Origin of the sequence: Saccharothrix lopnurensis, assembly GCF_042658445.1 — a bacterium.
Lineage (GTDB): Bacteria > Actinomycetota > Actinomycetes > Mycobacteriales > Pseudonocardiaceae > Actinosynnema > Actinosynnema lopnurensis.
This window is the reverse complement of record NZ_JBHSQO010000012.1, coordinates 134138-148305: the sequence shown is the minus strand read 5'-3', so window position 1 is coordinate 148305 and position 14168 is coordinate 134138. Positions and strand designations below refer to the sequence as shown.

The window sequence follows — 14168 nt, the reverse complement described above, 5'->3', positions numbered from 1 at the left end:
AGGCCGGGCCGTGGTCAGGCCGGGCCGTGGTCAGGCCGGGCCGTGGTCAGGCCGGGCCGTGGTCAGGCCGGGCCGTGGCCGGGCTGGCTCGGCTTGGGATCGGGTCCGGTCGCAGGGTCCGGGTCCTGGTCGGATCGCAGGGTCCTGGTCCAGGGCCCGGACCCCGGCTTTCGGCGGTCGGTCAGGCCGGGTCGTTCGGGCCGAGCCGAGCCGGGTCGGTCGGACCGAGTCGGTCAAGCCGGTCGAGCCAGCCGAGCCAGGCCGGCCGGGCTAGGCCAGCCGGCCTGGCCGATCGAGCTGGCCGGGTCGGGCCGTGGTCAGGTGCCCCCTTCCGGTGGCCGGGACCACTCGGCCCGGCCCGCCTGCTCGGCCAGCAGGCGCAGCTGGTCCGGGGGCAGGCCCGTGTCCAGGGCCTCCCTCAGCAGCTCGCTGAGGCGGTGGCCCGGGTGGGCCTCGGCCGCCCGCTCCAGCGCCAGCGACGCCAGGCTGCCCATCCCCCGCAGGTACGCCGAGAACGCCAGCAGGGTGGCGGGTTCGGCCCGTTCCGGCGCGGGGGACGCCCTGGTCAGCTCCGTCCACAGCACCTCGGCGCCGAGGGCGTGGTCCCCCACGCAGTACCCCAGCGACGCGTCGCGGACCAGGGGGTCGGCCAGGGCGTGCGCCAGCTCCGCCACCTCCTCGTCGGTCAGCGGGCGCTTGCGGGTCGCGGCCCGGAGCACCTCCGACCGGATCAGGTCGTGCCGGCGGGCCGGCGGCCCCTCCGGACCCGCCATCCGGCGGTGCAGCAGGGCGGCCCGGCGGCCCAGCACCTCCGGTGGGTCGGGCCTCAGCACCTCGGCCATCGCCTCGCGGCTGGGGTAGGTGACGTGGCCGTGGGCGGCCGTGGCGGCGGCCAGGGGTGTGCTCGCCGGGTCCGGCGTGGCGCCGCCGGTGCCCGCGTCGTGGTAGTCGAACCACGGCTCGCCCCGGGCGGTGGCCCGGACCCAGACGGCCAGCACCAGGGGGATGTCCAGGGCCATCAGGGCGTCGTCGAGCTCGTCGACCAGGGTGTCGTGCGGCAGGTCCTCCGGCGGGTCGCCCGAGCCGCCGCCGACCACGACGACCGCGGCCGTGGCGCCGCGGTGGCGCGCGGCGGGCAGCAGCAGCCGCTCGACCGGACCGCCCGGGTGGTCGGGCGGCGGGAGGTCGGCGCGCACGGTCAGGGCCACCGCGTGCCGGTCGATCACGAGCAGCACCGCGGAGTCGGTCGGGTGGAAGCCCAGCAGGTGGGGCACGGCGGCGATCAGGTCGCCCGGGTCGTGGAGCCGGGGCGAGGGCAGGAGCTTCGTCATGGCTTCGACTGTGGCCGGGGGCGGCGGTGGGCGCCAGGGCCGGGTCGTCACCTGTGGACAACTCGGGGAGGGGCGCTCCCGACGAGGTCGGGAGCGGCCGGCGACCTGGGGAAACTCAGCAGTTCGGGGCCACCTGGCCGTCCGAACCTGTGTACACGTACGCGTCGGAGATGTAGCCGGAGCCGATCTGGTCCCACAGGGTGGTGGTGCCGTACTTGCCGGTGACGCTCTGGCCGCGCACCTGGCAGCGGATCGTCACCGTCGCGCCGTTGGCCACCGAGCCGACCGCCGCGTACTGGGTGCCGGGCCCGGAGCGCACGGTCACCGAGGCGCCGCTGTCGGTGCCGACCGTGCCGGTCGTGCCGCTGGTCGCGCAGGAGTTCCGGCTGGTGTAGCTGCGGCTGCCCCAGTAGAGGATCTGCGCGCCGTTGAAGTTGATCTTCTGGTCGGCGCCGTTGAGCCGCTGCTCGTAGTGCAGGTGCGGCCCGCTGGACCCGCCGGTCGTGCCGACGCTGCCGATCCGCTGCCCGATGCGCACCGACTGGCCCACCGACACCGCCTGCGCGGACAGGTGCGCGTACCGGGTGCGCCAGCCACCGCCGTGGTCGATCTCGACCCACCGCCCGTAGCTGGTGCCGCCCTCGTTCGCGACCCTGCTCACGGTGCCGCCGGCGGACGCGACGACCGGGTCGCCGTCGTCGTTCGCGCGGTTGAAGTCCACCGAGTTGGCGGGACTGTGGTTGGTGCGCGTCTGCCCCTCCCACACCTGCCCGCACGGGAACGGGAGTTGGAAGTTCGGCGCCGCCGCGGCCTCGCCCTGGGTGAGGGCGAGGCCGACGAGCGGGGCCACCAGGGCCGTGACGAACACGCGCCTGGCTCGGCTCATCTGCCACCTCCTTGACGACTGGGTGGGCATCCGATCACGACCGGCCGTCGAAGTGGAAGACTTACCAGGTTGTCACTTCGTGAATTACTTCCTAACCAACCGAACGGCGCAACGCCCGCGTTCCGCCGACCACGGGCAGCTCCACCACGGTGGAGGTCAGGTCGATGGACAGCCCGGCGCCCGGCTTGGGCCGCAGCGTGTAGTCGTAGTCGCTGGAGATCAGCACGAACTCCACCGAGTGCCCGGCCTCGACCACGTAGTCGGTCGGCTCCAGCTCGACGTCGACCTGGTACCGCTCACCCGGCTCGATCGGCCTGGTGCGGTCGGGCGAGGTCCGGTTCTGCGGGTCGGTCCAGCCACGCGTGATCACGTGCGACGTGCCGTCCGGCGCGCGGTCGACCAGCAGCGCCGTCACGTTGGCCGCCCGCCGGTCGAACGAGATCGCCAGCCGCACCCGCGCCGTCCCGGAGAACCGCAGGTCGGCGGACGTGGCCCCGGTCGCGTAGGACAGGCGGTTGCCCGAGCTCCGCAGGTCGACCAGGTCCTCCGCGAGCACCGACGAGTCGTCCCGCAGGGACTCGACCACCGGCCGGCCGGGCACCGCGGAGGTCCGCAGCGCGCCCTTGGTCGCACCGCCGGCCCACGGGTGCACGCGCGCCTTGGCCGTGCCCGGCGCGGGCCACTCGGCCTCGTCCACCCACGTGCGGTCCTCGCGCTGGACGGTGGACTTCGGCTCGTCCTCGACGCCGTTGTCCACGCCGTACAGGTAGTGGCTGAACCACCGGTTGAGCGTGCGCCGCCACTCGGCCGACCGCAGCGTGTCGGGGTCGGTGTGCGCGGCCTGGTGCAGCCAGATCTTGTGCTCCACGCCGTGCCGCTTGAGCGCCTCGTACCACTGCGCGACGTGCTTGAGCTTGACGTTCCAGTCGCTCAGCCCGTGCACGGCCAGCACCGCGGCCCGCACCCGGCCGGCGTCCTTGACGTAGTTCCGCTCGTCCCAGAAGGCGTTGTAGTCGCCGGTCACGCGGTCCTGCCGGGCCGTCAGCTCGGCGATCACCGGCTTGCAGACCTCCCGGTCGGCGCGGGTGTAGACGTACTCGGCCAGCACGTCGGTGTCCTCGCCCTGGTACGTGCCGGGCGCGACGACCGCGCCGTCCGCCCGGTAGTAGTCGTACCAGCTGGAGATGGCCGCGATCGGCACGATGGCCTCCAGGCCCTCCACGCCGGTGGCGGCCACCGCGTTGGGCAGGGTGCCGTTGTAGGACACGCCCATCATGGCGACCTTGCCGGTGGTCCAGTCGGCCTCGACCTCGGCGCCCGCGGCGTCGCGCGCGGTGGCGCGGCCGTTGAGCCAGTCGACCACGGACTTCGAGCCGGTGGTCTCGTTGCGCCCGCCGGAGGTGGGGCAGCCGGTGGACTTGCCGGTGCCCAGCGACTCCGCGTAGACCACGGCGAAGCCGCGCGAGACGAAGTACGCCTCGTAGCGGCCCGAGGTGATCGGACCGGCGTGGGGGCCGACGGCCGCCGCGATCCGCTCGTCCGCCTCGGCCTTGAGCGCCGCCCCGTCGCGCCGCTGGTGGCCGCCGCGCCCGTCGGGCACGTGCAGCTCCACGTCGACGTCGTGGTTGGCCACGTCGTTGCCGCCGGAGAAGTACGGGCTGTTGAAGAACACCACGGGCACCTTCAGCCCGCGGTCGGTGGCCGCCTGGCGCACCACCTCGGTGTAGACCTCGTCGTCGCGCCCGTCGCGGTCGCTGTCGACCGGGGCGCGCACCCACACGCTCTCGCGCACGACGTCCGCGGCGTTGAAGACGGGTTGCGCCTCGCCGTCCCTGAACACCGGGCCCTCGGCGGCCGCGCCCGCCACCACGGGCGGAAGCCCCAGCGGCAGCGCGACCAGAGCCGCGAGCACGGCGGCTCTCCGTGCACCCTTCACGACCGAACCCCCATCATGTGTAGGACAGGTTTCGGGCAGACCCTCCCCCCGCGGCACACCCCTGTCAAGTCCAATGTAGACAGTCCAAGACCCGACGATCGGCCCCTTGACCAGCGCCGGAGACCTGTGCAGGCACCCTCCGCCGAGGGGGACTCACCGGCGGCGGTCCGCCGCGCCACCGCCGCGGCGGCAACGAAAGACCTGGTCACGGGGCCGGACCGGCACCGACGCGCCCGCGCGCCGACCGCCGGGCAGGATGGACGGCATGAGGCTGGTCATCCTGGGCGGCGGCGGGTTCCGCGTGCCCCTCGTGCACCGGGCGCTCGACGACCGCGTCACCCGACTCGTGCTGCACGACGTGGACGCGCACCGCCTGGAGGCGATCCGCGGCGTGCTGGGCGGCGACCCGCGCGTCACCGCCACGACCGACCTGGACGAGGCCCTGCGCGGCGCGGACTTCGTGTTCTCCGCGATCCGGGTCGGCGGCCTGGCCGGCCGGGCGATCGACGAGGAGGTGGCCCACCGGCACGGCGTGCTGGGCCAGGAGACGGTCGGCGCGGGCGGCGTCGCCTACGGCCTGCGCACCGCCCCGGTGGCCGAGCGGATCGCGCGCCGCGTCGCCGAACTCGCCCCCGGCGCGTGGGTCGTCAACTTCACCAACCCCGCCGGGCTGATCACCGAGGCGATGTCCCGCCACCTGGGCGACCGGGTCATCGGCATCTGCGACTCCCCGCTGGGCCTGTGCCGCCGGGCCGCCCGCGCGCTGCGCCTGGACCCGGGCGCGCCGGAGTTCGACTACGCGGGCCTCAACCACCTGGGCTGGCTCCAGGGCGTGCGCGTGGGCGGCCGGGACCTGCTGCCCGACCTGCTGGCCGACGACGCGGCGCTGACCTCGTTCGAGGAGGGCCGCCTGTTCGGGCCCGAGTGGCTGCGCGCGCTCGGCGTGCTCCCCAACGAGTACCTCCACTACTACTACTCGACCAGGGAGGCGCTGGGCGCCGACCGGGGCGCGTTCCTGCTCGCCCAGCAGCAGCGGTTCTACGACGGCGCGGTGGACTGGGAGACCACCCGGCTGGAGCGCGAGGCCACCTACATGGCGCACGACCGGGAGGGCGAGCGCGACTCGCTGGAGGGTGGCGGCTACGAGCACGTCGCCGCGGCCCTGGTGCGCGCCCTCTCCGGCGGCGGGAAGACCACGCTCATCCTCAACGTGCCCAACCGCGGCACGCTGTCCGCGGTGGACGAGCGGGCGGTGGTGGAGGTGCCGTGCGAGGTGGACGCGACCGGCGCGCGACCGCTGCCGGTGAGCCCGCTGCCCGACCACGCGGCGGGCCTGGTCACCTCGGTCAAGGCGGTGGACCGGCTGGTCCTGGAGGGTACCCGGGCCGCCGCGCTGAAGGCGTTCGCGCTGCACCCGCTGGTCGACTCGGTGGCCACCGCCCGGAGCCTGCTCGACACCTACGCGCGGCGGCACCCGGAGCTGGCTCACCTCAGCTGAGCCCGGCCCAGCGAGTCCGCGCGCCGCGTGGTCTCCGGCAGCCGGGTCACGCACAGCCGCAGCACCTCGGCGCACGCCCGGTCCAGGTCGATCCGGTGCCCCACCGACACGAACACCGGCTTGACCCCCTCGCGGGTGCGCAGCGCCCGCCCGACCACCTCGCCGCCGTCCAGCAGGTCGCTGTGCGCGCCGCGCGCCGCGCCCGGCGGCGTGAACCGGCCCATCGGCGTCTTGGCCACGCCCAGGCTGGGCAGGCCGGTCACCACGCCGACGTGGCAGGCCAGCCCGAACCGCCGCGGGTGCGCCAGGCCCTGCCCGTCGCAGACCAGCAGGTCCGGCGGCACGGTCAGCTTCCCCAGGGCGGTCAGCAGCGACGGCAGCTCGCGGAACGCGAACAGCCCCGGCACGTACGGGAAGTCGGCCCGGCCGGGCACCACGACCTCGTCCACGGTCTCCAGCGACGCCGCGTCCAGCACCACGACCGCCGCGGCCAGCCGGTCGTCCTCGGCGTACGACACGTCCAGCCCCGCCACGTGCCGCACCACCAGGCCGGGGTCGGCGCGCGGCACCACCAGCGGCCGCAGCCGCTCCTGCTCCGCGACGGCCTCCTCCGGCGTCACGCGTGCCCCACCGCGGCCCGGTGCGCGGCGAGCAGGTCCTCGCCGAAGTCGCCGGACCGCCGCCGCCACACCGAGTGGGCGTGGTTGGCGTCGTTGGCCGTGTTGTCGTACTCGATCAGCAGCTCCGGCCCCTGGACGCGGTAGTAGTGGCCCTCGCCGCGCCGGGTCGAGCCCTCCCAGGCGAAGTGCAGCCGGCCGAGGTCCAGGGCGTCGAACTCCTCGTCGGCGAGGTCGCCGGTCAGCCGGTCGAGGTAGTAGCGCACGAGCCCCACCAGCAGCTCGCGCGAGCCCCGGTCGAGCTGCCCGACGGCCACGCCCGCGGGCTCGACGTCGCCGACGCGGGGCGAGTTGCCGGTCCTCAGGTCGGGCGGCGGGGTGTCCGCGACCACGGCCAGCCCGCGCGCCGTGCGGCCCATGCGGTCCAGCAGCTCGCGGGCCAGCTCCTCCTCCAGCCGCAGCGGCTGGGACACCGCGCGGCCCCGGTAGGTGGTGCGGGCCGGGTTCGCGCCCAGGAAGAACGGGGTGGCCGAGACGCGGCCCTCGGCCACCACCACGCTCACCGACAGGTGGTGGCCCTCGACCCGCCACCCGTACGGCTCGTCGCCCGGCTCCCCCAGCAGCACGGTCCAGTAGTCGCCCTGGTGGCGGTCGCGGCCGCCGCCCTCGCGGTCGTCGAGCACGTCCTCCAGCGCCATCACCGCGGTGACCTGCGCGTAGGCGTGCGGGCTGAGCACGCGGGCCAGCAGCCGGTGCACGGCCTTGCGCTGGGCGCGGTCCAGGTCGCCGTAGCGGACGCCGGGCCGCGGACCGGGCGTGTAGGCCCACCGCCGGCGCAGGTCGTCGTCGGAGACGGGGCGCACGGCCGCGGCCCGGCGGTCCTCGTCCAGGGTTCCCAGGAAGCCGCGGGTGACCTCGGCGATCTCGTGCAGCACCACCCGAACCTAGCCGCCGGGACGCGGCCGGGTCACCCGAACCGGATCACCTGGACCGGATCACCTGGACCGGATCACCTGGACCGGATCACCTGGGCAGGGCCGAGGGCCACGGTCCCAGCTCGGGCCGCGGGCCGACGACCTCGCCCGCCGGCTCGCGGCCGGCCAGCCACGCGGTGAGGTCGGCGGGCGAGCCGGTGAGCCGGAACTCCTCCCCCTCCCCGAGCACCCACTCCCGGCCGCCGCCGGACAGCACCAGCCGCACGCCGTCGGGCACGCGCGCGGCCAGGAAGCCGATGGTGTGGCCGCAGAACTCCGGCGACCACTCGACGGCGCCCAGGTCCAGGTCGCGGGCGTGGACCTCGACCTCCCGCCACACCGCCGAGGCGGTGTCGACCAGGGTGCCGCCGCGGTACCGGACCGGGGCGCCCCAGTCGCGCACGCCGGCCCACGCCGCGGCCAACCGGTCGACGGCCGCGGCGATCGCGGCCCGGTGCCCGTCGGCCGAGCGGCCCGCGCCCGCCTCGATCGCGCCGTCGCGGGCGGCCTGCCCGCCGGGGTAGACCTCGACCACGGTCCCCTCGTGCTCGGCCTGCCGGGCCATGGCCACCGTGACGCCCTCGACGTGCGCCAGCACGTGACCGCGCGTCCAGCCCGGCAGCGCCGACGGCTCCGCCACCCCCGCGTCGGTCAGGTCCCCGATGAGCACGGCCAACCCGGCGTGGGCCGCCAGCGCCGCCTCCTGGATCGTCATGAACTCCCCCTAATGGCCACTGAGATCAAACCCGTTAGGAAACCTAGCACTAGGATCGCCCTGGTGGGACTGGCCCTGGAGTTCGCGAGCACGGTCCGGCACGACGGGCACGGCGGGCTCGTCGACGACCTGGCCACCCCCGAGGGGTTCGCCGCGTGGACCGGGGTCGAGCCGGACGAGCGGCTGCGGCAGCGCGTGGTCGAGCTGCGCTGGGCCGCGCGCACCCTCTACGCGCACGCCGCCCACGCCGGCGAACGGCTCGACGCGCCCCACCTGATGGACCTGGACCGCGCGCTCGCGCTGGTCAACGAGGCCGCCGCGCGCGTGCCCCGGACGCCGCGGCTGGAGTGGGGCGACCCGCCCCGGGTGACCTACCGCGACTCGGCCGGCGCGGGCGACCGGCTGGCCGCCGGGCTGGCGACCGCGGTGATCGAGTTCCTGGGCGGCCCGGAGCGGGCGCGGCTGCGGGCCTGCCCGGCGCCCCGGTGCGTCAGGTACTTCGTCAGGGAGCACCCGCGCCAGGAGTGGTGCGGGCCCTCGTGCGGCAACCGCGCCCGGGTCAGCCGGCACTACCACCGGGCCCGCGACTAGCCCTCGTCGAAGAAGCGCCCCGGCGCGTCGAGGAACCGCCGCCAGAGGCCGACCAGCTCCAGCCGCTCCCACTCGACCTCCGCCACGCCGTCCTCGTCGAGCTGGAGGACCTGCGCGCCGGGGATCGCGGCGATCACCGGCGAGTGCGTGGAGTAGACGACCTGCGCGTCACCCCGCCGGACCAGGTCGACCAGCCGGTACGCCAGCGACAGCGTGGACTCGAACGACAGCGGTCCCTCGGCCTCGTCGAGCAGGTACAGGCCGGGCTCGGTGAACCGGCCGAAGACCGCCTGGAGGTAGGACTCGCCGTGGCTGACCTCCGCGGCCGGCCGGTCGCCGTACCCCGGCATCCCCATGCCGGTCATGTACTCCAACATGCCGTGCGCGGTCTCCGCGCGCAGGAAGAACCCCTTCGCGTTGCGCCTGGTGAACCCGCTGCCCACGCCCGTGCGGTGCAGCCTCAGGGCCTCGCCCAGCACGCTGCGGCCCAGCGTCGAGCCGTACCTGCGGCCGCCGTGCCCGCCGCGCACGTCCAGCCCGTAGCTCTCCGCGATCGCCTCCAGCAGGGTGGACTTGCCCGTGCCGTTGCCGCCCATCAGCACCGTGATCGGCGAGGTGAAGCGCAGGCCGTGCCGCGCGACGTGCCGGACGGCGGGGACCGTGAACGGCCACCGCCCCGGTTCGTGGGCCGATTCCGGCACGTACACGCCCTCGATCAGCACGGCCGCCAGTCTAGGCGGCCGCGGCTCACCCCTGCGCGATGTAGGCGGCGAGCTGGTCGTGGTCGGTCTGGAGCTGGTCCATGCGGCTCTTGACCACGTCGCCGATGCTGACGATGCCGACCAGCTCGCCGCCGTCGAGCACCGGCACGTGCCGGATGCGCCGCTCGGTCATCAGCACGCTGAGGCTGTCCACCGAGTCGCCCGGCGCGCAGGTGAGCACCTCGCCGGTCATGATCTCCGACACGGGGGCGCCCAGCAGGCCGCCGCCGTGCTCGTGCAGCCGGCGCACCACGTCGCGCTCGGACACGATCCCGGCCATGCCGTCCGGCCCGACCACGACCATCGCGCCCACGTTGTGCTCGGCCAGCGCGGCGAGCAGCTCCGCGACCGAGTCCCCCGTCCGCACCGTCGCCACGGTCGACCCCTTGCCCCGCAACACGTCCGCGATCCTCATGGTGCGCCTCCCGATCTCCGCCCGGACCCGGTTCCGCTACCGGGCCCAGGCTAGTTCCCCGGTGGGCCCGGGGGGAGGCCACGCGCCCGATGGGACCATCGGGCGCGCGGTCGGACCAACGCGGTCATCACGCTCGGTGTCACCCGGGTGGAGCAGCGCCGCCGCCCACCGGCACCGGGCGCTCCACTGTGGACCGGAACTGTCGTCCTCGCCCGGACGGGCGAGGACGACAGCGGCGCGGGGGCCGGCGTGCGCACGCCGACCCCCGCCCCACCGCTCACGGGCACGCCCGTCCCCGATCGACCACCCGACCGGGCGGGGTGCGTCAGCCCGCCTTGCGGCGGAAGACGCGGCGGCCGCCGAAGGTGTTCTGCTGCGGCCTGCCCGACGCCTGGTGCACCGAGCTGGTCTTCTGCGCGTGCCCGCGGCGTTCCCGCCGGTTCGGGACCACGGCCGGCAGGTCCTCGCGCTCGGCCGCGTCGTCCTGGGGGAGTTCTTCGTTGGTCATCGGTCTACCTCCTGGGGTGAGCGGTGTCGCTGGTCAGCGACGCCGCATGGCGTACTGGCGCGGGGTGGCGACGACCCGTCCGCCGCCGAAGCGCGGTTGGGTGGCGCCCGCCCGCCGCGCGCCGCGGCAGGCGGCGCGGTTGGCGGGCACGTCGTCGTTCGGTGGTTCGTCGCGCAGGGTGGGCATGCGTGCGCCTCCTCGATGTCGAGGCGTGCGAAAAGACAGCGATCCGCCAGAACGGGGGGATCGCTCAAGAGCCGCTGGGGCCACCGGAGAAGAGCGCGGCACGGCCCGTGGCCGCTGCGGCGCTGGAGGAAGAAGTCCTCAGAGGTAGATCTGGAAGAACATGGTCATGACCCTAGCGCGGAACCGCCGCCGTGCCAACCGGGTTGACCGCGGTCGCGCGGCTCACTCCCGGATCTCGACGACCTCGCCGTCGACGACCTCGCCGTCGATGACGTCGCCGTCCACCACGGCCGGCGCGTCCTCGCGCTCGGCGAAGAAGCGGGACGCGAAGGCGCCCACCGCGCGCGTGGTGACCGCGTCGAACGTCCCACCGATCACGCCGCCCACCAGCGGCACGCCCTTGGCCAGGGTCACCGTCGCCCTGGTCGTGCCGTACTTGGCCAGCAGGGTGAACCCGATGCGCTTGTTGATCTCCCGGATCAGCTGCACCGGGATCTTCTTGATCAGGCTCACGGTGAGCTTCGTGCCCGCCTTGATGCCCGCCTTCTTCAGCACCTCGGTGCCCGCGTTGCCGAGCAGGCAGATCAGGATCGCGGTCTGGACGTCCTCGCCCTCCAGGTCGTGCCCGTGCAGCGCCGCGATCGACGCGATCAGGTGGGTTTGGACCAGGTAGGCGGCGGTCAGGTTCGCGGGCAGCGTGACGGGCAGCGTGATCAGGCCGCCGACGTTCGTCGCGAACCCCTGCACGCCCGCCGCCGCGACGTGCGTCCTGATCAGGTGCTTGACCGCTTCTTCCCTGGTCAGGCCCTTGTCGAGGGACTCCATCGCCATCTGCTCGGCGCCCTTGAACGGCCCGAAGCCGTTGATGCCCACCCGGAGGAGGTGGTCCACCGCGTTCTGCTGCACCCTGCTGACCGCACCCGGTTCCTCCGCCATGCCCCCGAGGTTACGCGGCGCGACAGCGGGTAAACGTGGCCAATGGACATGTCTTCGTTGGGAGCGCTGGTCAGGGAACGCGGCCCGTTCGCATCGGTCTACCTGGACGCCTCGCACGACACCGAGGACGCGGCCAAGGCGCTGGAGCTGCGCTGGCGCGGTGTGCGTGACGAGCTGGCCCGGCAGGGCGCGGACCAGGCGACGCTGGACGCGCTGGAGGGGCCCGCGCTGGCGCCGGTCGTCGGCAAGGCGGGGCGGGCGCTCATCGCGGCGCACGGGAGGGTGCTGCTGGACCGGGTGCTGCCGCGCCCACCGGCGCTGGTCACCGCCCGCTGGTCGACGCTGCCGCACGTGCTGCCGCTGGCCGGCTCGCTGGGGCCGACCGTGCCGCACGTGGTCGTGCTGGCCGACAAGGTGGGCGCCGACGTCCACGGCTACACCGGGCAGAGCGGCGGCCAGGGCGAGGTCGCGGCCGAGGAGGTGCGGGGCGAGGAGCACCCGGTGCACAAGGTGCGCGGCGGCGGCTGGTCGCACCTGCGGATGCAGCACTCGGTCGAGGAGAACGCCAAGCGCAACGCGGCCGGGGTCGCCGAGGCCGTCGACCGGCTGGTCGGCAAGCTCAACGCGAAGCTGCTCATCCTGGGCGGCGAGGTGCAGGCGCGGACCGCGCTGTGCGAGGAGCTGACCCAGCGGTGCCGGGAGGTGCTGGTCGAGGTCGAGGGCGCGAGCCTGGCCGGCGGGTCGGACGACGAGGCGTTCGACGGCGCCGTGCAGTCGCTGGTGGCCCAGTACCAGTACAACGAGGCCCACGAGGTGGTCGAGCGGTTCACCGCCGAGTACGGCCGCGACGGCGGGCTGGCGGTGCAGGGGCTGGCACCCGTGGTCGAGGCGCTGCGCGAGGCCAACGTGGCCGCGCTGCTGGTCGCGGACCCGGCGCTGGGCGACCGCACGGTGTGGGCGGGCGACCACCCCGCCCAGGTGGCGCTGCGCGAGTCCGAGCTGAGCGGCCTGGGCATCGAGCACGTCGGGCGGCACCGCGCGGACGAGGTGCTGCCCAACGCCGCCGCGGCGACCGGCGCGCAGGTGCTCATCGCCGACGGCACGGACCTGTTCGAGGGCGTCGGCGCGATCCTGCGGCACACCTAGACCACCCGTGCCGGGGGTGGACCCGGACGAGGAAAAGGGGGGAGCGCCACCGGGCGCTCCCCCCTTTTCCGCTCGCGCGGACTTCAGGCCGACACGTTGGAGAGCACCACGTTCTCCGCCGCGTTGGGACCGTCGCGGTCGATCACCTTCCGGCTGCGCCGGTTGCGCTTCTCCAGCCAGGTCGCCAGCCAGGTCAGCAGCAGGCACATCGTGATGTACATCGCGCCGGCCACGATGGTCATCGGCACCAGCGGGCGACCGAACTGGCCCTGGGTGCCGAGGTACTTCACGTAGTTCAGCAGCTCCTCGTAGTTGATGATGAACCCGAGGGCGGTGTCCTTCAGGAGCACCACGAGCTGGCTGATGATCGTCGGCAGCATGGCGCGCAGCGCCTGCGGCAGCAGCACCTGCACCATGACCTGGGTCTTGCGCATGCCCAGCGCGTACGCCGCCTCGGCCTGGCCGCGCGGCAGCGAGGCCACCCCGGCCCGGAAGACCTCGGCCAGCACCGAGCCGTTGTACAGCGTCAGACCGACCACGACCGCCATGAACTGCGAGAACCCGAACCCGGCCGAGCCGAGGCCGAAGTACAGCAGGAAGATCATGATCAGCAGCGGGATGGCGCGGAAGATCTCGACGACCACCATCGCGGGCACCCGCAGGGCCGCGTGGTCGGAGAGCCGACCGGCCGCCAGCACCGCGCCCAGCAGCACCGCGGCGAGCGCGGCCAGGGCGAACGCCTTGAGCGTGTTGCCCAGCCGCTGGAGGAGCTCCACCTGGACCTGCTGGTACTGGACCCACTCCCACATGCGCGGCTCGAACTGGCCGCTGTCGTAGAAGCGGTACAGCACGAAGCCGATCAGCGCGAGCACCGCGGCCCCGCCGAGGACGGCGTACAGCCGGTAGCGCAGCCGGGCGCGCGGTCCGGGGACGTCGAACAGGACCGAGCTCATCGGGCCACGCTCCAGCGCTTCTCAAGGGCGCGTTGCACCAGGGTCAACGGGAACACCAGGACGACGAAGAAGAAGGCCACCCAGGACAGGCCGATGAGCATGTCGGCGCCGTCCTCGGACAGCACGTACGCGATCGAACCCGCGTCCGCCACCGAGAAGCCGGCCGCCACGGTGGTGTTCTTGAGCAGCGCGATCAGGGTGCTGACCAGCGGTGGCACCACCGAGCGCAGCGCCTGCGGCAGCACCACGTCACCCAGCGTCTGCCCGAACGTCAGCCCCAGCGCGCGGGCCGCCTCGGCCTGCCCGACCGGGACCGTGTTGATGCCCGAGCGCACCACCTCGCAGATGAACGCCGAGGTGTAGAGCGTCAGCGCCACGACCGCGCCCTTGAACGGGTCCAGCTGCACGATCCGCAGCAGCGGGTAGGCGAACGCGAAGAAGAAGAACACCAGGGTCAACGGGGTGTTGCGCACCAGTGTCACGTACGTGGCGCCGGCGGCCCGGAACACCGGGACCGGGCTGACCCGCAGCATCGCCAGCACCGTGCCGAGCACCAGCGACCCGACCGCCGAGAACAGGAACAGCTGGATCGTCGTGCCGAACGTTTTCAGGAACAGGTCGTAGTAGTTGGTAAGGACGCTCATCGGGGTTCCTCGCCGGTGGACTTCATAGGGATGGCCGGTGACCCACCCTGCGTGCGCGGGTCACCGGCCAC

The 14168-nt window shown here is 74.1% G+C and carries 16 protein-coding genes; 3 read left to right on the top strand and 13 right to left on the bottom strand.

The features are described 5' to 3' along the window. Positions 1-317: 317 nt before the first annotated feature. The 3 genes from ACFP3R_RS14480 to ACFP3R_RS14470 all read right to left on the bottom strand — a co-directional run bounded on the left by ACFP3R_RS14480 (position 318) and on the right by ACFP3R_RS14470 (position 4153). The gene (locus tag ACFP3R_RS14480) at positions 318-1331 is read right to left on the bottom strand and encodes a DUF4192 domain-containing protein (protein WP_380636386.1); all 1014 of its coding nucleotides are present in this window, start codon (positions 1329-1331) and stop codon (positions 318-320) included. Positions 1332-1446: 115 nt separating this feature from the next. Continuing rightward, entirely contained in the window at positions 1447-2217 is a 771-nt protein-coding gene (locus ACFP3R_RS14475; protein ID WP_380636385.1) for a peptidoglycan DD-metalloendopeptidase family protein, read from the bottom strand. Between the two features lie 91 nt (positions 2218-2308). Continuing rightward, positions 2309-4153 (bottom strand): Xaa-Pro dipeptidyl-peptidase, encoded by a 1845-nt coding sequence (locus ACFP3R_RS14470; protein WP_380636384.1) that lies wholly within the window; start codon positions 4151-4153, stop codon positions 2309-2311. Positions 4154-4418: 265 nt separating this feature from the next. Between ACFP3R_RS14470 and ACFP3R_RS14465 the strand changes: the two genes are divergently transcribed. Then, a complete protein-coding gene (locus ACFP3R_RS14465) occupies positions 4419-5651 on the top strand; it encodes a family 4 glycosyl hydrolase (protein WP_380636382.1) in 1233 nt (410 codons plus the stop codon). Here ACFP3R_RS14465 and ACFP3R_RS14460 read toward each other — a convergent pair. From ACFP3R_RS14460 to ACFP3R_RS14450, 3 genes are all read right to left on the bottom strand, one after another. After that, a complete protein-coding gene (locus ACFP3R_RS14460) occupies positions 5639-6271 on the bottom strand; it encodes an endonuclease V (protein WP_380636380.1) in 633 nt (210 codons plus the stop codon). The genes ACFP3R_RS14465 and ACFP3R_RS14460 overlap by 13 nt on opposite strands. Continuing rightward, complete coding sequence (locus tag ACFP3R_RS14455; protein ID WP_380636378.1) at positions 6268-7203, bottom strand: DUF3500 domain-containing protein; 936 nt, start codon at positions 7201-7203, stop codon at positions 6268-6270. The genes ACFP3R_RS14460 and ACFP3R_RS14455 overlap by 4 nt, the downstream gene beginning before the upstream one ends. Before the next feature lie 88 nt (positions 7204-7291). Further along, positions 7292-7957, bottom strand: a complete 666-nt coding sequence (locus ACFP3R_RS14450; protein WP_380636376.1) for a maleylpyruvate isomerase family mycothiol-dependent enzyme — start codon at positions 7955-7957, stop codon at positions 7292-7294. A 63-nt stretch (positions 7958-8020) separates the two neighbouring features. Here ACFP3R_RS14450 and ACFP3R_RS14445 point away from each other — a divergent pair, with 63 nt between their 5' ends. Then, complete coding sequence (locus tag ACFP3R_RS14445) at positions 8021-8548, top strand: CGNR zinc finger domain-containing protein (RefSeq protein ID WP_380636374.1); 528 nt, start codon at positions 8021-8023, stop codon at positions 8546-8548. Here the strand turns inward: ACFP3R_RS14445 and ACFP3R_RS14440 are convergent. From ACFP3R_RS14440 to ACFP3R_RS14420, 5 genes are all read right to left on the bottom strand, one after another. Further along, positions 8545-9270 carry an AAA family ATPase gene (locus ACFP3R_RS14440; protein WP_380636373.1) on the bottom strand — a complete coding sequence of 242 codons (726 nt, stop codon included), beginning with the start codon at positions 9268-9270 and terminating at the stop codon, positions 8545-8547. The two genes, ACFP3R_RS14445 and ACFP3R_RS14440, sit on opposite strands and share 4 nt — an antisense overlap. Before the next feature lie 25 nt (positions 9271-9295). Beyond that, positions 9296-9724, bottom strand: coding sequence for a CBS domain-containing protein (locus tag ACFP3R_RS14435; RefSeq protein ID WP_380636371.1), 429 nt, complete (start codon positions 9722-9724; stop codon positions 9296-9298). Positions 9725-10049: 325 nt separating this feature from the next. Next, positions 10050-10232, bottom strand: a complete 183-nt coding sequence (locus tag ACFP3R_RS14430; RefSeq protein ID WP_380636369.1) for a hypothetical protein — start codon at positions 10230-10232, stop codon at positions 10050-10052. A 33-nt stretch (positions 10233-10265) separates the two neighbouring features. Beyond that, positions 10266-10418, bottom strand: coding sequence for a hypothetical protein (locus tag ACFP3R_RS14425; RefSeq protein WP_380636367.1), 153 nt, complete (start codon positions 10416-10418; stop codon positions 10266-10268). 222 nt (positions 10419-10640) lie between these two features. Further along, positions 10641-11354: an EcsC family protein gene (locus ACFP3R_RS14420; RefSeq protein ID WP_380636365.1), complete on the bottom strand. Its 714-nt coding sequence runs from the start codon at positions 11352-11354 to the stop codon at positions 10641-10643. 48 nt (positions 11355-11402) lie between these two features. Here ACFP3R_RS14420 and ACFP3R_RS14415 point away from each other — a divergent pair, with 48 nt between their 5' ends. Further along, a complete protein-coding gene (locus ACFP3R_RS14415) occupies positions 11403-12500 on the top strand; it encodes an Rv2629 family ribosome hibernation factor (protein ID WP_380636363.1) in 1098 nt (365 codons plus the stop codon). An 83-nt stretch (positions 12501-12583) separates the two neighbouring features. Here the strand turns inward: ACFP3R_RS14415 and ACFP3R_RS14410 are convergent, their stop codons facing one another. Both ACFP3R_RS14410 and ACFP3R_RS14405 read right to left on the bottom strand, forming a co-directional pair. Next, entirely contained in the window at positions 12584-13453 is an 870-nt protein-coding gene (locus ACFP3R_RS14410) for an amino acid ABC transporter permease (protein WP_380636361.1), read from the bottom strand. Continuing rightward, positions 13450-14097 (bottom strand): amino acid ABC transporter permease, encoded by a 648-nt coding sequence (locus ACFP3R_RS14405; RefSeq protein WP_380636360.1) that lies wholly within the window; start codon positions 14095-14097, stop codon positions 13450-13452. Before ACFP3R_RS14405 ends, ACFP3R_RS14410 begins: the two co-directional genes overlap by 4 nt. Between the last annotated feature and the right edge of the window lie 71 nt (positions 14098-14168).